We start from the raw sequence: 19666 nt of genomic DNA, 5'->3' as shown, positions 1-19666 counted from the left end.
CGGCCAAGCTGATGAGCACCCGCCAGACCACGACCGATCCGCTGTCCCGTGTCGAAGACCGGATCAGCCACCGCTTCACTGACCGCTCGCTGCTGGAGCAGGCGCTGACCCATGCCAGCGCGTTGAACAACACACAAACCGGCGGCAGCTACCAGCGGCTCGAGTTCCTCGGTGATCGGGTTCTGGGTCTGGCGGTTGCCACGATGCTGCACCGGAACTTCCCGCGTGCCGACGAAGGCGAACTGGCCCGTCGGCTCAACCAGTTGGTCAAGCGGGAGACCTGCGCCGAGATCGCCCAGGACCTGAAGCTCGGCGACGCCATGCGCATCAGCCAGAGCGAGGCGCAGACCGGTGGACGGCAGAAGACGGCCTTGCTGGCCGACATCTGCGAGGCGGTGATTGCGGCGATCTATCTCGACGCCGGCATGGCCACCGCAGAAGATTTCGTGCGCCGGCAGTGGGAACCGCGTATGATGACCTTCTCGGGACCGCTGCGCGACGCCAAGACCACATTGCAGGAATGGGCCCAGGCGCGCAGCCTGCCCGCACCCACCTATGACGTGGTCGATCGCAGCGGACCGGACCACGCGCCGGTGTTCATCGTCGCGGTCCATGTCGAACGGCATGCACCGGCGGAAGGCAGTGGCAGTTCCAAGCGGATTGCAGAGCAGGCAGCCGCAGAGGCCATGCTGCGCCGGGAAGGCGTCTGGAGCGAGTGACGCCGCTGGGCAGCCCGCTGCCTGAAGACAAGACTGTCTCCGCCTGTGCGGCCCTGAATCCACCCCCTTCACAGGGGAAGCTGCCTTCGGGTGCAATTCTATTCCAACGTCCAGAAACAGGACCAACGTATTGAACGACATCGAGAATGACGAGACGGCCCAAGCGGGCGCGGACACACTGGCTCCGGCTGCTGCGCCCACCACGCGCGCCGGCTTTGTCGCGCTGATCGGCGCCCCGAATGCTGGCAAGTCCACGCTGATCAACCAACTCGTCGGCACCAAAGTGTCCATCGTCACGCACAAGGTCCAGACCACCCGGGCGCTCGTACGCGGTATTGCCATGCATGGCGACGCGCAGGTGATCTTTGTCGACACGCCGGGCATCTTCAAGCCCAAGCGCCGGCTTGACCGGGCCATGGTCGACACAGCCTGGGGCGGCTCGCGCGATGCGGATGTGACTGCCCTCCTCATTGACGCCCGCAAGGGCCTGACCGAGGAGGTCGAGACGATCCTCGACCGACTCGCTGGCGAACGCGGGACGAAGGTTCTGATCCTCAACAAGACCGACGTCGCCAACCGGGAAAAACTGCTGAAACTGGCCGTCACGGCAAACGAGAAAGTGGCCTTCGAGAAGACCTTCATGGTCTCGGCCCTCAGCGGCGACGGCGTCCAGGATATCCTGACCTATTTTGCAGAGAAGGTTCGTCCCGGGCCGTGGCTTTATCCGGAAGACCAGGTGTCTGACGCGCCGATGCGCATGCTTGCCGCTGAAATCACCCGCGAGAAGCTGTTCGAGCGCCTGCATGAGGAAATTCCCTATGTCTCGACCGTCGAGACCGAGCGTTGGGAAGAGCGCAAGGACGGCTCCGTCCGCCTCGAACAGACGATCTATGTCGAACGCGACAGCCAGAAGGCCATCGTTCTGGGCAAGAAGGGACAGACCATCAAGGTCATCTCCCAGGCGGCGCGCACGGAACTTGCCGAGATCGTCGAGCGGCCGGTGCACCTGTTCCTGTTCGTCAAGGTGCGCGAGAACTGGTCCGACGACCCGGAACGCTACCGCGAAATGGGCCTCGAGTTCCCCCGCTGATCCTCGGGGAACCCGACTTATCCCGGAGGAGACGTGGGACTGGAGTGGACGGACGAAGGTGTGCTCCTGTCGAGCCGGGCGCAGGGCGAGACCAGTGCGGTGATCGAAGTGATGACGCGCCAGCATGGCCGTCATCTCGGCTTGGTGCGCGGCGGCCGTTCCCGCCGCCTTGCTCCCCTGCTGCAGCCAGGCAACTCCCTGCAAGTCACCTGGCGCGCCCGCCTTGCCGAGCAACTCGGCGTCTTTGCCGTCGAACCCCAGTCGCTGCGCGCGGGCCTGCTCCTGACCGACCCGCTTGGCCTATATGGCCTGCAGCACCTGGCCGGCCTCACCCGCCTGATGCCCGAACGGGTTGCCCATCCCGAGGTCCACGAAGCCCTCACCCTGGTCCTTGACCATCTGGGGGAGCCGCTGATCGCCGGGCCGCTGCTCGTCCGCTTCGAACTGGAACTCCTCGCCGAGCTCGGCTTCGGCCTCGACCTCTCCCGCTGTGCCTCGACGGGGCAGAACTGGGATCTGGCCTATGTGTCGCCCAGATCCGGCCGCGCCGTCTGCCGCGATGCCGGCGCGCCCTACCGCGACCGGCTCCTGCCCCTGCCGTCCTTCCTCGTTTCCGGCGAACGGCAGCCGGGAACCGAGATCAATTTCCGCGATGTCGCAAATGGTCTGAAACTGACCGGCTTTTTTCTCGAAAGGGACGTGTTTTCTCCGCGCGGCATCTCGCTGGCGCAGACCCGCGACGGACTGACCTCAGCCCTTGAGAAGGCCTTCGCCGCGGCCGGCCTCTCCGGCATGCCCGATCCCCTCGCCTGACGTGCAAAGGCGGGGAAAAACCGCCGGATTCCGCGCCTTTCTCGCCCCATACAAATTGTCTCCCCCGCCCCTTCGGGCTAAGCATGCAGCATGGGAAAAGACCTCACTCCTCCGAGCGGCATCGAAGGCGTCAACCTGCGTGACGCACTCGAGGAACGCTACCTCGCCTACGCCCTCTCGACCATCATGCACCGGGCCCTGCCCGATGTACGCGATGGTCTGAAGCCGGTGCATCGCCGGTTGCTCTATGCCATGCGGCTGCTCAAGCTGGATCCGGGCGCGGGATTCAAGAAGTGCGCCCGTGTCGTCGGTGACGTGATCGGTAAGTACCATCCGCATGGCGACCAGGCCGTCTATGACGCCCTCGTGCGCCTCGCGCAGGACTTTGCGCAGCGCTATCCGCTGGTCGACGGCCAGGGCAACTTCGGCAACATCGACGGCGATAACGCCGCCGCGATGCGATACACCGAAGCCCGTCTGACCGACACGGCCAAGCGTCTGCTCGATGGGCTCGACGAGGATTCGGTCGATTTTCGATCGACTTACGACGGCGAAGAGCGCGAGCCGATCGTGCTGCCGGGCGGGTTCCCGAACCTGCTTGCCAACGGCTCCTCTGGTATTGCCGTTGGCATGGCGACCTCGATCCCGCCGCACAATGCGCATGAGCTGTGCCTTGCCGCCCAGCACCTGATCAAGCACCCAGACGCCGAGACGCGGGACCTGCTTGCCTATCTCAAGGGGCCGGACTTCCCGACCGGTGGCATTCTGGTCGAGGACCCGAAGGGTCTGCTTGAAGCCTACGAGACCGGCCGCGGCAGCTTCCGCGTCCGCGCCCGCTGGTCCGTCGAGGATCTTGGCCGCGGCCAATGGGTGGTCGTGGTCACCGAGATCCCCTACCAGGTGCAGAAGTCACGCCTCATCGAGAAGATCGCCGAGCTGCTGACAGCCAAGAAGCTGCCGCTGCTTGATGACGTGCGCGATGAGTCGGCTGAAGACGTCCGCGTGGTCCTGGTGCCCAGGTCACGCAATGTCGACCCGGCCTTGATGATGGAATCACTGTTCAAGCTGAGCGAGCTTGAAACCAGATTCCCTTTGAACATGAACGTCTTGTCCCTCGGCAAGGTGCCGATGGTGATGGGACTGAAGCAGGTCCTGCGCGAATGGCTTGACCACCGCCGCGAGGTGCTGCTGCGCCGGTCGCAACACCGGCTGGCCCAGATCGAGCACCGGCTCGAGGTGCTGGAAGGCTATCTGGTTGCCTATCTCAACCTGGATGAGGTGATCCGGATCATCCGCGAGGAGGATGAGCCAAAGGCCGAGCTGATGCGGGTGTTCAGCCTGACCGACGTTCAGGCCGAAGCCATCCTCAACATGCGCCTGCGCTCGCTGCGCAAGCTGGAAGAATTCGAGATCCGCAAGGAGCACGAAAAGCTCTCCGGTGAACGCGACGACCTCAAGGAGCTGATCGGCTCGGAAGCACGGCAGTGGGCCCGGCTTTCGAAGGAAACCGCCGAGATTGCGAAGGCCTACGGACCGGAAACGCCGCTCGGCAAGCGCCGCACCGATGTGGCCGAGGCTCCGGAACACAACATCAGCGACATCCAGCAGGCGATGATCGAGAAGGAACCGATCACCGTCATCATCTCGGAAAAGGGCTGGATTCGCGCCCTCAAGGGGCACCAGGAGGACCTTTCGACCCTGACCTTCAAGCAGGGCGACAAGCTGAAGATCGCCTTCCCCGGCGAGACCACCGACAAGATCCTTCTGCTGACCACGGCTGGCAAATTCTTCACCCTTTCCGCCGCCAACCTGCCCGGCGGGCGCGGACATGGCGAGCCGATCCGGTTGATGGTCGACATGGAGGAAGGCCAGGACATCGTCTGCGCCTTCATGCACAAGCCGGACCGGAAGCTGCTGCTCGTCAGCGACGAGGCACGCGGCTTTGTCGTGCCGGAAGCGGATGTCGTTGCCAACACGCGCAAGGGCAAGCAGGTGCTCAATGTCACCGCACCCAACGAAGCCGTGCTCTGCATTCCCGTCGAAGGCGATCAGGTCGCTGTCATCGGACAGAACCGCAAGCTGGTCATCTTCCCGCTGGCGCAGGTTCCGGAAATGTCACGCGGACGCGGTGTGCGCCTGCAGCGCTATCGCGATGGACGTGTCGCCGATGCCGTCGTCTTTGCCGGTGCCGCAGGTCTGACCTGGATCGACAGCTCCGGGCGCAGCTACACACGGTCGCTGGAAGAATTGGCCGACTGGCGTGGTGATAGGGGCCAGGCCGGACGCCTGCCGCCCACCGGCTTCCCGCGTAACAACAAGTTCGGCGTTCCGGGGCTCTGAACGAGCCCTGGAACTGTCCACAGGGCGCCGCGCTTTGTAGCTGATTGAATTAGAACGGCAAATCCGGTCTTTGGACGCATCTGTCCACAGGCGGCCCACAGCTTGCGCACAAGCGATGCACAGGTTGTGAGCTAACCAACGCAGGTTGGTGACTAACGTTTGGATGTCATCCCGGACGAGCGAAGCGAAGATCCGGGACCGGAGAGCCAAGGCGTCACCGGATGTAATTCATTGAAACTTCAATACCTCGACTCTCCGGTCCCGGCTCTGCGCTTCGCTTGGCCGGGATGACGTAGGTGAGGTAGAGGATTGTGATCGGCCTCAACCGGTCTTGAGCAGACGGCCCTTCTCGCGGGCCCAGTCGCGGGCTTTTTCGGTCTCGCGCTTGTCATGCAGCTTCTTGCCGCGCGCAAGGGCAAGCTCCATCTTGGCCCTGCCCTTTTCGTTGAAGAACACCTTGAGCGGAACAAGGGTTTTGCCATCCTTGGCAACAGCAGCAGACAGCTTGGCGATCTCGCGCTTGTGCAGGAGCAGCTTGCGCGGACGGCGCGGCTCATGGTTGAAGCGGTTGGCCTGCAGGTATTCCGGCAGATAGCAATTATACAGCCAGATTTCGCCGTTCTTTTCGGCGGCGTAGGATTCCTGGATGTTGCCCCGGCCCGTGCGCAGGGACTTCACTTCCGTGCCGCGCAGTTCAATGCCGACTTCGTAGACCGTCTCGATCTCGTAGTTGAAGCGGGCCTTGCGATTGTCTGCGACGATGGTGCGGTCGGATGCGCCGGACTTCGGTGCCATGACTGGTCTTCCTGGCTGCGGCAGGACGGGATCCGTCCCGCCGGCATTCCATGCGGTTAATTGATAAGCCCGGCGTGGACCATGGCGGCGCGAACCTGCACCTCGGTCTCCGGGGCAATACAGACAAGCGGCAGGCGCACGTCATTGTCGATCTTGCCGAGCAGCGACAGGGCATATTTCACGCCTGTCGGGTTCGGCTCGATGAACAGGGCATGGTGCAGCAGATCCAGTTTATCCTGGATCGCCAGGGCCTTGGCATAGTCCCCTGCAAGTGTCGCGGCCTGGAACTCGGCGCACAGGCGCGGAGCCACATTGGCAGTCACCGAGATGCAGCCTGTGCCACCATGGGCGTTGAAGCCGAGCGCGGTAATGTCCTCACCCGACAGCTGGACAAAGTCCGGACCGCAGGCATGACGCTGCAGGGTCGCGCGCGCCATGTTGGCGGTTGCGTCCTTGACGCCCTTGATGTTGCGGCAAGTCTTGAACAGCTCTGCCATGGTCTCCGGCGTCATGTCGATCACCGACCGGCCGGGGATATTGTAAATGTAGATCGGAATGCCAACGGCCGCATCAATGGCACGGTAATGCGCCTTGAGGCCGGCCTGGTTCGGCTTGTTGTAATATGGCGTCACGATCAGAAGCGCATCCGCACCCGCCTGCTCGGCGTGACGGGCGAGATCAATGGCCTCGGCCGTGTTGTTCGAGCCTGCACCAGCCATAACGGGAACGCGGCCTGCAGCGGCTTCGACGCAAAGCTCCACGACGCGCTTGTGCTCGGCATGGGTCAGGGTCGGGCTTTCACCGGTGGTGCCCACCGGAACGAGACCCGAACTGCCCTCTTTGATCTGCCAGTCCACAAAGTCCTGAAAGCGTTTCTCATCCACCGCGCCATTCCGGAACGGAGTGATCAGCGCTGGAATCGATCCCTTGAACATTTCAGGTTTCCTCTTGGACTCTTCATCAGGACAACCATGCCCTGAGACGGCGCACAATACTTGGCCGCCCGTGATCGGGCAACGGTTTAGGCGGAGTTTGCGTCAATTATGCAGCATGATCGGCAAAACCCGGCAGGAAGGAAAGTGACGCCAAATCCGGGACTTGCGCAGTTCCCTGTATGGCGCATGGCGGACAAGCTGGTAAGTTTGCACAGGAAGAAGGCACACCGGCACTGGGAGGGCTGGAATGGCTGATACATTGCTGCAGCAGGATCGCAGCCAGACCCGCGCCGAGCCGGAGCTTGTGCGCTTCACGGCACCTGATGGCCTGTCCCTCGCCGCGCGGGTCTGGCACCCGGCATCCCATGGCAACGGGGCGGTCCCCCTCGTCTGTCTGGCCGGGCTCAGCCGCAACTGGCGCGACTTCAGCGACATTGCCGCTTTCCTCGCATCCCAGGGCCGCAAGGTCGTCGCCTTTGACTATCGTGGTCGCGGTGACAGCGCGCATGATCCGGACTGGCACAATTACGCGATCCCGATCGAAGGACACGACATCGACGCCGGGCTTGTGGCGCTGCAACTTGACCGGTTTGCTGTTCTGGGCACCTCGCGCGGCGGGTTGCACGCCATGGCGATGGCGCATCGCTACGGCCGGCACCGGATGAGTGCCGTGGTGTTGAATGACGTCGGGCCGCGCATCGAGCTCAAGGCGATCCTGCGGATCGCTGCAACGCTCGGCAAGGGCATGCGGCATGGGTCCTATGAAGATCTGGCGATCCGGCTGCGCAGCCAGTCGCAGGACCAGTTCCCGGTACTGGACACTGACGGCTGGACGCGGCTTGCGCGGCAGATGGCACGGCCTGACGCGGGCGGTGTTGTGCTGGACTATGATCCTGCCCTTGCCTTGACGCTCGCTGCCCTGGATGACGCGACACCCTGGCCGGATCAATGGCCGCTGTTCGAGGCCCTGACCGATCGTCCGGTACTTGCCCTGCGCGGTTCACGGTCGGATCTGTTGTCGCAGGAAACCTTGACCCAGATGACATCACGGCATCCGCAGATGCAGACCATGATCATCGACGGAGAAGGCCATGCGCCGCTGCTATGGGACAAGCCAAGCCAGACCCGGATCGCTGAGTTCCTGGCCGAGTTTGCCGATTTTTGACCGCATTGAACCGTCGATGCACTTGAACTGATGCGGTCTGATCGTCCGCACTTCAGCAGAAGACGTTTGCCTGCGTCAAACCTTGGCACGGGGCGCCGTGAACCGACCAGTGGTCCGTCGGAGAAATCACCAAGGACATTCCCTGATTTGAGCCTGGCACCCTCAAACGACAAAACCCCGCAGCTTTCGCTGCGGGGTTCGTCAAATCCAATCGTTAGATCAGATTAGAACGTGCGCTGGACGCGGAGCATACCAGAGATGGTGTCCTTGTCGCGCAGACGCGAGCCACGGTTGTAGTCGATCGAGGCGTAACCGAGTTCAGCACCGAAGATGAGGCCAGAGACCGGCTCCCACTGTGCGTTACCCGAAACCGACCAACGGCTGTAGTCGGTGCCAGCAAACGGTGCATCGACGTTGGCGTAGGACACGTCGATCGCGCTGGTGACGTTGTCGGTCCAGTAGTGGAGCAGACCACCGCTGAGCGACCAAGCCTTCGTGGTGCGGGTAGCACGGGTAACCGGGTTGTACACTACGTCCTGGGCACCAGAGGTGACGCCAGCGTAGGAAACAGCGCCGTCAGCATACTGAGCCTGGAAGGAGATGCTGTCCTTCTTGCCAAGCATCGGCAGGTTGATGGTCACGCCAGCGCCGACGCCATAGCCCAGCTTGGACTTGGAGGAAGCGTTAGCAAGACGCGACTCATGCAGAGCAGCCATGATCTTGGCAGAGCCCCAACCCTGGTCAACCTTCAGAGCTGCGACCAGATCCGGGTAGCGGTGACCAGCGTAGCCGGTGCCAACGCGACGGTAGGTGCCGTCTTCGAGCGAGATCGTGGCCGAAACGCCATTGCCGAAAGCAGCGGTGTAGGCAGCAACCCAGCTGTTCTCATCCGACCAGTTCTTGCCGACCTGGTTGTAAGCGTTGCCGGTGAAGAAGTCGTACTGCGAACCAGCGCGACCGAAGGTGAAGTTGCCGAACTGGATGAACGCCTTGTCCAGATCATAGGAAGAACCAGCGGAATCGCGGGTCATGATCATGGTGGTGTAAGCGCGAACCAGACCGTATTCGGTGTTGGTGCGGGCGTCCAGGTACAGGTAGCCACGTGCACGGGTCGAGGTGCCGTTAGCAGCGCGGTTCCAGTTGTTCGGCTTGTCACCGAAGTCGTTGAAGTAGAAGTCAACGCGGACGCGGCCACCAACGCGCAGGCAGGTCTCGGTGCCCGGGATGTAGAAGAAGCGAGCGCCGAAAGCGTCGCAAACGCGAACGTAGTCGACCGGCTCCGGAGCGACCGGCAGATCGGCAGCCTGGGCGCCGGTGACAGCAGCGGCAGCAGCAGCTGCGCCGAGCATGATGCTCTTAAGGTTCATTGTATGACCTCCAAATCAGTCAATTAATGACGGACGCTTGAACTGGCGCAGGCGCCTCGAACTCACTCCGTCGTTTCCCCGCGAATTGGTCTGATATTGCCACCGGCCGGAGGTTGGATTTCCTTGGACGACAATTCAGTGCGACCCGTGAGCCGCTCGCAAAGTGACCATACCCATCCGGAAACTTCGTTCAACCTTGAACAGCCTGCCGCCCCCCTCGCAAGGCTGCTTTCAAAACCCGGTGTTGCAGGAAAGCCACGAGTTGACGACCCATCTTAAGGGAGTGGCAAGGAATAGGGCCAGAAAGGGGCATAAAGGCCCTTATCGTCCGGCATGGGAATGCGTGGCGCCCGGCGATGAAGCAGGCGACAAGGAATCACCGGATCATGCAAGAGAGGCAACCTGCCCGGCACCGGCTCGGGCCACATCACCCGGCTTATTCAGGGGAAATGGCTGAATTCCTTAGCGAAGTGTTACTTCGACACGGTCACTTGCCCCGGCCGCATCAATGACCAGAATCGTTTGCTGGCCCGGACCGTCCGGTGTCCAGACGAGTTGCGTCAGATAGGCCCCACTGGCGACCGGCTGGCCGTTGACGAACCAGGTATAGGGTCCGCGGCCGCCCCGAAGCTTGACGACAAGCACAGGTTCCTGCGCCGGACGGGCCGCAGTCAGGCCAAGGTCGACGTCGGCACCGTCGGGTGGATGCGAAATACGCAAGGATGCGGCGAGCGGGGCGCCGGCCAGGGACAGCGACATCGATTCGCTTCGAACACGCGCCCGGCGCAGCGGCTGCGGCAGGCTGGCCGTCGCCAGCGGCAGGACACCGGATGGGGCCGATGCGAGAGGAACTCGCGCCGGCCCAAGCCGATCAAAGGCCTCGAACAGGATCGGGGCCGCCGACTTCAGGCCGGTCATGCCGGGAACAGGCGTTCCATCGGCCCGGCCTGTCCACACGCCGACGACATATTTACCGTCGAACCCAACGGCAACTGCATCGCGGTAGCCGTAAGCGGTGCCGGTCTTGAAGGCGATGCCAGCATCGGCCGCTGTGCTGGGGCGCGGCGCTTTGGCCAGGATATCGCCAACATACCAGGCCGCGACAGGCTCGAGCACCGGCAAGGCCGGCGTCATGCGGCTCGTTTCGCCATAGGTGTGGACAAGGCGCATCGGTCGGCCGGCGCTGGCAAGGCTGGCATAAAGGGTGGTCAGGTCGCGAAGCGTGAGCCCAAGCCCACCGAGACCAATGGCAAGGCCGGGTGTCAGCCCCTGTGGCAGCACCGGTGTGACGCCAGTCCGCCTAAGACGGGCGGTCAGTTGGGCAGGTCCGACGGCTTCCAGAAGCTTCACTGCCGGAATGTTCAGCGACAGTTGAAGCGCTTCGCGCACGGTGACCGTGCCCTGAAAGGACAGGTCGAAGTTGTTGGGATCATAGCCGGCGATGCGGATGGGCCGGTCTTCAATATAACTTTCCGGGTGGGCGATGCCCTGCTCGAAGGCGAGCCCGTAGATCAGCGGCTTCAGCGCCGAACCGGGCGAGCGTACGGCGCCGGTCATGTCGACATAGCCTTGGCGCCCATCATCGGTAAGCCCCGGCGAGCCGACACTGGCAAGGATCTCGCCGCTGGTGTGATCGGCGACCAACAGGGCAGCCGACATCTGCGGCCCCAGCGCCAGTGCCTTGGCGGCGACGAGTTGTTCCATGGCCTGCTGCAGCGACCGGTCCAGGGTGAGGCGATGTTCGACAAGGGCGGGATTGGCGGCGGCGACGGACGACGTCAGATGTGGCGCGATCATCGGCATTGGCCGCCGCAACGTCGGAACAGGATCGCGGCGGGCAGCCTCGGCCTCTTCAAGGGAGACAACGCCCTGCGCCACCGCCTGGTCGAGCACCCGGTCTCGGGCCTTGCGGGCATTGTCCGGGAAGCGGTCGGGCCGCCGCGATTCGGGTGATTGCGGCAAGGCGACCAGCAGCGCCGCCTCGGCAGGCGTCAACCGGCGCGGTTCCTTGCCGAACCAGACCAGCGAGGCGGCACGTACCCCTTCCAGATTGCCGCCGAAGGGCGCGCGCATCAGGTAGAGCGCGAGGATCTCGTCCTTGGACAAACGCTGTTCCAGCGCCAGAGCGCCGACGAGCTGCTGCCATTTGGCGCCAAGATCACGTGTCGGAGCTTCGTTCAGCAGGCGAATGACCTGCATGGTCAGGGTCGAGCCTCCCGACACGATCCGGCGTTCCGTCAAGGTCTGGAGCGCCGCGCGGCCAAGGGCCCGGGGATCGACACCGGCATGATCGCGGAAACGTCGGTCCTCGAAGGCCATCAGCATGCGGATATAGAGCGGATCGACATCCGCCAGTTTCACCGGCAAACGCCAGCGCTCATCCGATGTTGCAAAGGCCCGCAGGAGGTCACCGTTGCGATCGAGGACCACACGGGACACGGAAATTTCGGCGAGCGCCGGCGGCAAGGGCGCAGTCGCAACGGCGTAAGCAAGGTAGCCGGCCCCCATTGCGGCCATAAGGCACAAGCCGGCTGCTGCAGGGACAATGCGGCGCAGGCAGCGAGGCAGCCGGGAAACAATACGCTGCCGCTGAGGCGCAGACTGGTCCATTCAACTTTCCAACCTACGAACAAGCCACAGCCACTTCACGGCTCTCCGGCCGACAACCGCGACCTGCGAGACAACGCCCGACGAACGTACAGAGGTCATCCCCGCCTTGTGCGGGGAACCATGCAGCCTCCCTTCCCTGCAGAGGCCACCGGTATTGGCGACGCAAAATTGCCAGGCCGGAATGAGGAAGCTGGATCCCCGCACAAGGCGGGGATGACCCGTCGTGTGCTGGAATCCAGCGAACATCTTCCATGTCGGCCTTACTTTACAGGGCCGAGGACCTCGAACCGGCCAGTGTCGGTGATGGCGCCGCGATCTGCCTGATACATGTCCTCGACGCTTGCCGGAGGCAAGGTGTAGGACCCCGGCGTGACCGCGCGGGCCAGATAGGCAAAGGTGAGCACCGGGTCGCCGAAGTTGCGCTGGTCGATCGAGACGACGAACTGATCGGTGCGGAACTCGACGTGATCGGGCTGGTCGATGGTGGTCAGCCAGTCGAGCGCACCGATGTCGCCGGACCTGACAAGGCGCGGATTGTCGATCACCACGCCGCCCGGCAGACGGTCGACGACCAGCAGGCGGCCGTTGCTTTCGCTCAAGGGTTCAACCTCGATCACCACGGCCAAGCGGGTGTTGTAGGGCACCGCCGCCGGATCGATCTCGTTGCCGTCGAGATCATAGAAGGTGCGGGTGATGTTGAAGCCCTGGCCACCGCCCGGCAAGGGGGCACTCGGCTGGCCAGTGATGGACAGAACGACATTTGTGCGCTGATCCCCCTGGTTCGACAGGGATACATCCTTTGCCATCACCTCGCCGCCGGTGAAGCTCCAGCCGAGCTTGCCGGGCTGGAGTTCCCCATCGAGGGCCAGTCGGGCCGACTTGGCCTGTTCATTCGCCTCGCGGGCGGCAAGCAGCAGCCAGGCCATGTCCTGAGTCGAGGGGACCGGGGTGAAGGACTGCTGGCGGGCGACGAAATCCGTCACTGGTTGGCTGGAGACCGGGGAGCGGGCCTCGGCCAGATAGCTGAGAACGCCGGCGCCATCGCGCAAGGGCGAGCCGAAGTCTTCCCGGAAAAGACCGGCCCGTTGCATCGGCAAGCCGTCAATTGCGGCCTTGAAGCCGGTTCCGGACCGGTCCGTCTCGCCGTAGAGCGCAAGACTTGCCGCGATCTGTGCCTTGGCCAGCGGCGTGGCGAAATCGCCAAGCTTCACGTCCATGTAGTAGCGAAGATCGCCAATCGAGGCGCGGCCCGTCCGGGCCAGAACATAGAGGGCATAGGCAATGCCCTCCCCGCCTTCCGAGAAATCGGACGCGTAGGAGATGCGGTTCTGCAGACTGTCGAGAGCAGCGCTATAGGCAACCTCCGGCACGTCGTAGCCCTTTTCACGGGCACGGACGAGGAAGTCGGCGACATAGGCATCAAGCCAGGTGTCGGTGTTGCCATAGCTGTTCCACAGGCCGAAGGAACCGCCGGAGTTCTGGTTCGCCAGAACATCCTGGATCGCCCTGGTCACCCGCGCACGCAAGGCCTCGTCTGATCCAAGCCCGACACTTTCCGCCACTTCATTGAGATAGAGCAGCGGCAGCGCGCGGCTCGTGGTCTGTTCGGTGCAGCCATAGGGGTAACGGTCGAGAGCGGCCAGGAGCCCGGGCACGTCGATTTCCGCAGCCCCGCCAGCGGCAAGGGCAACCGTCACGGTCCCCGTCCGGTAGCCATCCAACGCGGAAGCTCCGACCGACACGCTGTTGCCAGGCTCGAGCGCATAGACCTCACGTGTGGTGATGAATGGCTGTGTATCGCGCACGCCGAGCGCCAGCGTCTTCGACGCACTGGTGCCATCGGGTCCGGTGATGGCCAGTTCGATGACGGCATCTCCCGTTCCCTCCCCGGCGCTGACCGGAAGGCGCAGTTCGGTTTTCTTGCCGGGGGCAAGGTCGACGGCCTGTTCCGTCTCCCCGGTAAAGCTGACCGGGCCATCGGCATTGGCAACAAGGCGATAGCTGCCAGCCGGGCCGTCAACGTTGTCGATCTCGACGAGAATGCGGGAAGTATCACCGGGGGCAAGGAAGCGCGGCAGGCTGGCCGACATGACGACCGGATCACGCACTTCGACATCGCGTTCCGCGCTGCCGACGCCGGCCCTGGTCCAGGCCACGGCCATCAGGCGCAGCTTCCCGTTGAAGTCCGGGATCTCGAAGGAAACCGGAACCCGGCCATCGGCACCGACCTCGACAATCCCTGAGAACAACGCGACCGGCTCTTCATCGGGTGGTGGTGCCTGCATCGAGGAGCCGCCATCACCGCCCGAACGGACCTGCCCACGGGTGCCGGCGGTCCGGTCGATCAACTGACCATAAAGATCCCGCAGTTCAACACCCAAGCGGCGCTGACCGAAATACCAGGTGGCCGGATCTGGCGTCTTGTAACCGGTGAGGTTGAGGATACCGACATCGACTGCAGCCAGGGTCAGATAAGCCCTGTCGCCGGCTTCAAGGTTGGCGATGCGGACAGTGGTCTCCAGCGCCGAGCGCGGCAGCAAGGTTGCGGGGGCATCGATCTCGACGGCCAGCTTGCGATTGCCCGGTTCGACCTGTGCCCAGGACAGGCCAAGGGCGCGCGCTGGCATCCGCTTGGCTTCCAGATCCATCGGCCGGTACAGCGTTGCAGTGACATAGGCGCCCGTACCCCAGTCCCCTGTGACCTTGACGTCAATGCTGGCTTCACCGGCCTTGACCGGCACGGCTTCACTCGACAGAAGGCCGCCGGAGAAGACGTTCACGACGGCAATGCCATCGAACTGCGGCTTCATCCGCAGGACTGCAGTTTCACCGGGACGATAGGCTGTCTTGTCGAGACCGACCTCGAGAACATCCGGCGTTTCGGATGCCGCATCGGCAACATACCAGCCGGCAGTGAAGGTTTCGCTGGTGACCGCCGGCTCAGCCCCGCCAAGCGCGACCTCAAGGCGGTACTCCCCCCATTTGACCGGGACAGAGAGCTTTGCAGTTGCGTCAGCCGTAACGTCAAGCTTGCCCGTTGCAACCCGCTCGGAGGTCGTCACAGGCTCATATGCCCAGTTGCCATCGCTGCGATACCACTGATAGCGGGTCTCGATCCGCGACAGTGTCCAGTTCAGGCCCGTCGCGGCCTGGCGCTCGCCCTGGCCATTGATAACGATGATCTCGAATTCGGCCGGGCCACCCTCGTCGACGCCTTCGCTGAACAACGGCTTGACGCCAACGCGCGGAGAACCGGGCAGGACCGGCAGTTCCAGGCGCCGTTCGACGTAGCGCCCGCCGGTTTCGACAAGGCGGGTAATGAGCGAGGCCGTATAGAGACCGGAACTGGGCGAGACTTGCGGCAGGTTGACGGCAAAGCGCAACGCCCCGTCCTCATCCGTGCGCAATCCTTCCGCCAGCGAATCGCGCGTCGGATACAGGCCTTCATCGGCAAGGCCGAACTTGTACCCTGGATAGATGGCCATGGCACGGGTCGGGGCGACGGTGATGTCGCCTTCGAGAACCTGACCGGAAGCCGGTGCGCCATAGAGGAAACGCCCCTCAAGCGAAACTTGGGCCGGGACACCGAATTCGAATGCCTTGGCATCGGTGACAAGCTGATAGTCGACGCGTTCGGGCTGGTAGTCCTCAAGAAGGAAGGTCTTCTGTGCCAAAGGCGCGCCCTTCGGATCAAGGAAGACTTTCATCGACCAGACGCCCTGCTGGATGCCGGGGGCCAGGTCCAGATCATAGGCGTAGCCGCCAAGACCGGCATCGTTGATCGTTGTCCGCAGATGCTCCACGCCATCAGGACGTTCAAAGACAAGCGTCAGCGGCAGGTCGGTCTGGGCGTCGGCGCGGGCATTGCGCAACAGTGCCTGGGCATGGACCGTTTCGCCGGACTTGTAGATGCCCTTTTCCGTCCAGGCGAAGACATCAAGCGGGCCTGGAGCCTCACGCCCCTCGACGCCCCGGTCGGACAGGTCGAATGCCGGCTTGCGCAGGTCCAGGAAGGAGTAATCGCCGTCCTTTGTCTCGGCGACCACAAGAGCCGGAGCCCGTCCGCCGCGACCACGGGTGAGCCCCGGCGCGAAGGTGGCAAGACCCTTGGCATCGGAGACCCCCTCGCCCAGAATCTCGTTATTGACGGCAACGAGCTTCACCGGAACGCCATCCAGAGCCTTGGCGGTCGACAGCGAGCGCAGCGATGCAACCACACCGTCCGGGCCGGAATAGGCAGCAAGGCCAATGTCAGAGACGATGAACCACTGGGTTGCGCGGGCGCCCCACTCATTCTGGGTGTCGAGCTTGGAACGCGCCGTCATGGCATAGACGCCCGGCTTCAGGTCGAGACCAATGTCTTCCAGCGGGATCGCAGTGGTCACATCCGTGTTGAGCGGGCTCGCGGTGGTTACAACGCCCGACCAAAGCTTCTCGCCCAGCTCATCGGCAAGTTGATCGCCCTGATAGGGGGCGAGCTGGCGCAGGAAGCGCTCGTCGCGGATGACATCGACAAGGCCACGGTCGCCAACACGGAATATCTCGGCAGATACTTCCGTAGTGTTGACCGAAACGATCGGAATGGTCGCGTCCTTGCCCTTCGGCAAGACATAGGCCCGGCCAAGGAAGTTCACCGAGGGGGAGCGATCGCGGACATAGAGCGTCAGTTCGGCAGACTTTTCAAGCTTCTCACCGTCAGCGGAGGGCACGCCCGAACGCACGGTCACGCCGTAACGGGCCCCATGACGCACGCCGGTGACGCAGAGCTGTGAGCCATCGGTGGCAACGGCCGTGCCCGGCTCACCGGTCACCCGGACAAAGGGCGACAGGTCCTCGCCGCGTGGCAGTTCTTCTGAGAAGACAACGCAGATGCGCGGCTCGGCGGAATCGGCATCAACCTGGTGGTTGACCACCCGGAAGCCGTGCTCTGCGATCACCTGGTCATAGCGCTCGCGCAGCGCCGGGCTGTTGTTCAGGGTCAGGGCGAGGCGCAGGGCCTTGATGACCGGTTTCCAGTTTTCATTGGCTGAGAATGCGCTTGCAATGAGTTCAAGCGCCTTTAGCCGCCCGCCTTCGCTCTGCGAGGTCAGGTAGGCGTTGATGGCCGAGGACGTGCTATTCTGGCGCAGTTCCGAGCGGCGGTTCCAGTCGTCCGGGTTCTGGCCGAGTTGGGCGCTGGCAAGTCCGGCCCAGGCCGCAGAATCGGCCGGATCCAGAGTGACAAGGCCAGCGAAGTCGGTCTCGGCCTCTTCGAAGCGACCGGCGGACAGGGCGTCGCCCGCGCGCTTGCGCAGCACGCTGCCGCTTTCGGACGGGGTGCCGGTCAGGCGCGGCAGCGACAGGGCATAGCGCTGCGCTTCATCGAGCGTGTATTTCGGCACGAAGGCAAGGTCGGCCTTGCGCGTCGTCGTCACATTCGCCTGTCGGGGCTGGCTGGCGACAATCCGCCCGGCAATGGCGCCGCGGAAACTCTGGACTTCGCCTTGAGTGCTCTTCAGGAAACACCAGCGGGCCGAGGTGTTATAGGTGAAGGCTTGGCACTGGGCGTCCTCGATACAGGCCGCCTCACAGGCCGGAAGATCGACATCCTTCACGGTCTTGTAGTCACCGCCGAAATAGTCGGCATCCGGGATCGTGACGATCTTGCGGTCGGCCGCCGCGAGCGAGCCAGCCAGTGCCAGCGAGAGAAAAGCCATGGCAAGGGGCGCGCGGGCAGCGCGAGCGAAACTCCACAGCATGATCGACCTCCGGGGCGGCTATTCTGGGCGAGCCGCCTGTTGTTCAGGCAAAAATCCGAAACGCAATCGGTGCCACCAGGAACTGTGGCAAATGCTCATGACAATACGATGGGAGCATCGCGGGCGGCGGGGCATCCGTCAAGCGCGATAGCGGCGGCTGGACCAGGCGAAAGGTCACCCTGCCGGGTTCAGGCGCTGGCGCAGGGCTGCAACGAGCGCCAGCACTTCCGCTGCCGCCTTGCCGCGCGGGTCGGTTTCCAGTGCCGTCAGCCCCTGCCCCATCGAGGCGGCAAAGGCCGTGCGATTGCCCAGCACCGGATCCAGTCGGGAGAATCCAGACGCCGTGATGGCCGCAGCGACATCACCGGTGAGCGCGGACCTTGGCGGCACTCGATTGAGCACCAGTACGGCCGCCTTGTCCTCCCGCCGCGCCATCTCGAACGTCTGACCCGTGGCCCACAGGTCCACGAGCGTCGGCTGCACCGGGACAATCACCAGATCGGCGGCATCGATTGCGGGACGGGCATCCACATCGGTCTTGGGCGGGGTGTCGATGAGAACGAAATCATGGTCCCGGGCGAGGCCCCGCGCCTCACGCCTTGCGCCCCAGCCGCTGGCGGTGCGCAAGGTCAGGCCGGTCGCCTCCTCGCCAAGCCGCGCCTCGCGCGCCTCATACCAGGTGCCGAGCGAGCCTTGCGGATCAACGTCGAGAATGGCAATGCGCAGGCGCGGGTCGGCATGGGCCAGACCGAGCGCCAAATGGGTCGTGACTGTCGTCTTGCCCGAGCCACCCTTCTGTTGGGCAATCGTGAGGATCGTTCCGGTCATCTGCAACTCCCGACCGGCGCGGCTCTCCTCCAGCCACACCCGTGAACCTGATACGCCCTCCCCTTTCGGGATCAGTCGCCCCCCAGCGCCTGATAGATGCGGTAGCCCGGACGGCCGGTCGGCTGCAAGCCATAGTTTGCCTCGGCCCGCTTGATTGCTTCGCGTGTCGCCGGACCGACGCGTCCGTCGATCTCGTCGTTGTAGAAGCCTTTTTCCGCAAGCCGTTTCTGCAGGTTGAGCCGCTGTGCCCGCGACAGGCCCGGATCCTCCGTCGGCCAGGCCGCCTTGAACGGTTCACCGCCTGAAATCAGTTGTGACAGCAGCGCGATCGCCAGACCATAGGACTGGGAAGCGTTGTAGGAAAACAGGGCGTCGAAATTGCGCGTGACCAGAAAAGCGGGACCCGAGTTTCCAGCCGGCAGGATCAGGCCTGCCTCCAGGCCGCCCGATAGTGCCTTGCCATCCAGACGGACAAGACCGCGCTTGGCCCAGGTCGCAAGTGTCGCCCGCTCCCGGCGCCCAACGGGGCCCTTGTAGCCTGCGGGCAGCTTGACCTCATAGCCCCAGGCCCGCCCCTTCTCCCAGCCCGCGTCCTTCAGGAAATTGGCGGTCGAGGCCAGGGCATCCGCCGTGGTATCAACAAGGTCCTTGCGCCCGTCACGGTCGAAATCGACGGCGAGACGCAGATAGGTGGTCGGCATGAACTGGGTCTGCCCGAAGGCACCGGCCCAGGAGCCCTGGAACTTGTCGACAGGAACATCGCCGCGATTGGCGATGAGCAACGTCTTCATCAGTTCGTCGCGAAAATAACTGGCGCGCCGGCCGCCGGCGCAGGCCAGGTTGGCGAGGGCATGCGGGGTGTAGAAATCTCCCTTGGCCTTGCCATAGTCACTTTCGATGCCCCAGACCGCGACGACCACATGCCGCTCGACGCCAAAGGCCTTCTCGACCGCAGCCAGCGTTCTGGCGTGCTGCTTCAGCAGAGCTTCGCCATCCTTGATCCGCTGTTCGTCGACCAGAAAGGCCATGTAGTCCCAGATGGGCGTCTCGTATTCTGGCTGGCTTGAGGAGAAGCGGATAACCCGTTCATCTGCCTTGGCTGTTGCCAGCATGCGGGCGATGATATCGGGGCGGATGCCCTGCGCCTCGGCTTCACGGGACAGGCGTGCCACACAGGCGTCGATGGCCTGTGCCGGTCCGGCATTCGTCAACACGACGACCGCAGCCATAAAAAGTCCTGCGCCCGCCTGCCGTGCCTGTGCCCAT

Annotated in this window: 12 protein-coding genes; 5 read left to right on the top strand and 7 right to left on the bottom strand. The window is 63.7% G+C overall.

Annotated features, from left to right (window positions below; translation table 11 throughout):
• Positions 1-11: 11 nt before the first annotated feature.
• The 4 genes from rnc to parC all read left to right on the top strand — a co-directional run bounded on the left by rnc (position 12) and on the right by parC (position 4962).
• Complete coding sequence (gene rnc / locus C8348_RS05245; RefSeq protein WP_106752225.1) at positions 12-719, top strand: ribonuclease III; 708 nt, start codon at positions 12-14, stop codon at positions 717-719.
• A gap of 139 nt (positions 720-858) precedes the next feature.
• On the top strand, positions 859-1809 hold the full coding sequence (gene era, locus C8348_RS05240) for a GTPase Era (protein ID WP_425270810.1): 951 nt from the start codon (positions 859-861) through the stop codon (positions 1807-1809).
• A 39-nt stretch (positions 1810-1848) separates the two neighbouring features.
• On the top strand, positions 1849-2622 hold the full coding sequence (gene recO, locus C8348_RS05235) for a DNA repair protein RecO (protein WP_106752432.1): 774 nt from the start codon (positions 1849-1851) through the stop codon (positions 2620-2622).
• A gap of 90 nt (positions 2623-2712) precedes the next feature.
• A complete protein-coding gene (gene parC / locus C8348_RS05230; RefSeq protein ID WP_106752224.1) occupies positions 2713-4962 on the top strand; it encodes a DNA topoisomerase IV subunit A in 2250 nt (749 codons plus the stop codon).
• Positions 4963-5283: 321 nt separating this feature from the next.
• Here the strand turns inward: parC and smpB are convergent, their stop codons facing one another.
• Together smpB and dapA are read right to left on the bottom strand one after the other, a co-directional pair.
• Complete coding sequence (gene smpB / locus C8348_RS05225; RefSeq protein WP_106752223.1) at positions 5284-5757, bottom strand: SsrA-binding protein SmpB; 474 nt, start codon at positions 5755-5757, stop codon at positions 5284-5286.
• 56 nt (positions 5758-5813) lie between these two features.
• Positions 5814-6692, bottom strand: coding sequence for a 4-hydroxy-tetrahydrodipicolinate synthase (gene dapA, locus C8348_RS05220; RefSeq protein ID WP_106752222.1), 879 nt, complete (start codon positions 6690-6692; stop codon positions 5814-5816).
• Positions 6693-6939: 247 nt separating this feature from the next.
• On the opposite strand from dapA, the gene C8348_RS05215 reads away from it, so the two are divergent.
• On the top strand, positions 6940-7857 hold the full coding sequence (locus C8348_RS05215) for an alpha/beta fold hydrolase (protein ID WP_106752221.1): 918 nt from the start codon (positions 6940-6942) through the stop codon (positions 7855-7857).
• 224 nt (positions 7858-8081) lie between these two features.
• Here C8348_RS05215 and C8348_RS05210 read toward each other — a convergent pair whose 3' ends face one another.
• The 5 genes from C8348_RS05210 to C8348_RS05190 all read right to left on the bottom strand — a co-directional run bounded on the left by C8348_RS05210 (position 8082) and on the right by C8348_RS05190 (position 19629).
• Positions 8082-9224: a porin gene (locus tag C8348_RS05210; RefSeq protein WP_106752220.1), complete on the bottom strand. Its 1143-nt coding sequence runs from the start codon at positions 9222-9224 to the stop codon at positions 8082-8084.
• Between the two features lie 462 nt (positions 9225-9686).
• Positions 9687-11834 carry a penicillin-binding protein 1C gene (gene pbpC / locus C8348_RS05205; RefSeq protein ID WP_106752219.1) on the bottom strand — a complete coding sequence of 716 codons (2148 nt, stop codon included), beginning with the start codon at positions 11832-11834 and terminating at the stop codon, positions 9687-9689.
• A gap of 260 nt (positions 11835-12094) precedes the next feature.
• Positions 12095-17572 carry an MG2 domain-containing protein gene (locus tag C8348_RS05200; protein WP_106752218.1) on the bottom strand — a complete coding sequence of 1826 codons (5478 nt, stop codon included), beginning with the start codon at positions 17570-17572 and terminating at the stop codon, positions 12095-12097.
• A gap of 174 nt (positions 17573-17746) precedes the next feature.
• Complete coding sequence (gene parA / locus C8348_RS05195) at positions 17747-18400, bottom strand: ParA family partition ATPase (protein WP_106752217.1); 654 nt, start codon at positions 18398-18400, stop codon at positions 17747-17749.
• A gap of 71 nt (positions 18401-18471) precedes the next feature.
• Positions 18472-19629, bottom strand: coding sequence for a lytic murein transglycosylase (locus tag C8348_RS05190; RefSeq protein WP_106752216.1), 1158 nt, complete (start codon positions 19627-19629; stop codon positions 18472-18474).
• Between the last annotated feature and the right edge of the window lie 37 nt (positions 19630-19666).

Origin of the sequence: Pannonibacter carbonis (assembly GCF_003012935.1) — a bacterium.
GTDB lineage: Bacteria > Pseudomonadota > Alphaproteobacteria > Rhizobiales > Stappiaceae > Pannonibacter > Pannonibacter carbonis.
This window is presented reverse-complemented; position numbering and strand designations above follow the sequence as displayed.

Coding starts and splice junctions, on each gene's coding strand:
- C8348_RS05190 (WP_106752216.1), bottom strand. CDS start 19,629: ATGGCTGCGGTCGTCGTGTTGACGAATGCCGGACCGGCACAGGCCATC.
- rnc (WP_106752225.1), top strand. CDS start 12: ATGAGCACCCGCCAGACCACGACCGATCCGCTGTCCCGTGTCGAAGAC.
- parA (WP_106752217.1), bottom strand. CDS start 18,400: ATGACCGGAACGATCCTCACGATTGCCCAACAGAAGGGTGGCTCGGGC.
- C8348_RS05215 (WP_106752221.1), top strand. CDS start 6,940: ATGGCTGATACATTGCTGCAGCAGGATCGCAGCCAGACCCGCGCCGAG.
- pbpC (WP_106752219.1), bottom strand. CDS start 11,834: ATGGACCAGTCTGCGCCTCAGCGGCAGCGTATTGTTTCCCGGCTGCCT.
- C8348_RS05210 (WP_106752220.1), bottom strand. CDS start 9,224: ATGAACCTTAAGAGCATCATGCTCGGCGCAGCTGCTGCTGCCGCTGCT.
- dapA (WP_106752222.1), bottom strand. CDS start 6,692: ATGTTCAAGGGATCGATTCCAGCGCTGATCACTCCGTTCCGGAATGGC.
- smpB (WP_106752223.1), bottom strand. CDS start 5,757: ATGGCACCGAAGTCCGGCGCATCCGACCGCACCATCGTCGCAGACAAT.
- parC (WP_106752224.1), top strand. CDS start 2,713: ATGGGAAAAGACCTCACTCCTCCGAGCGGCATCGAAGGCGTCAACCTG.
- C8348_RS05200 (WP_106752218.1), bottom strand. CDS start 17,572: ATGCTGTGGAGTTTCGCTCGCGCTGCCCGCGCGCCCCTTGCCATGGCT.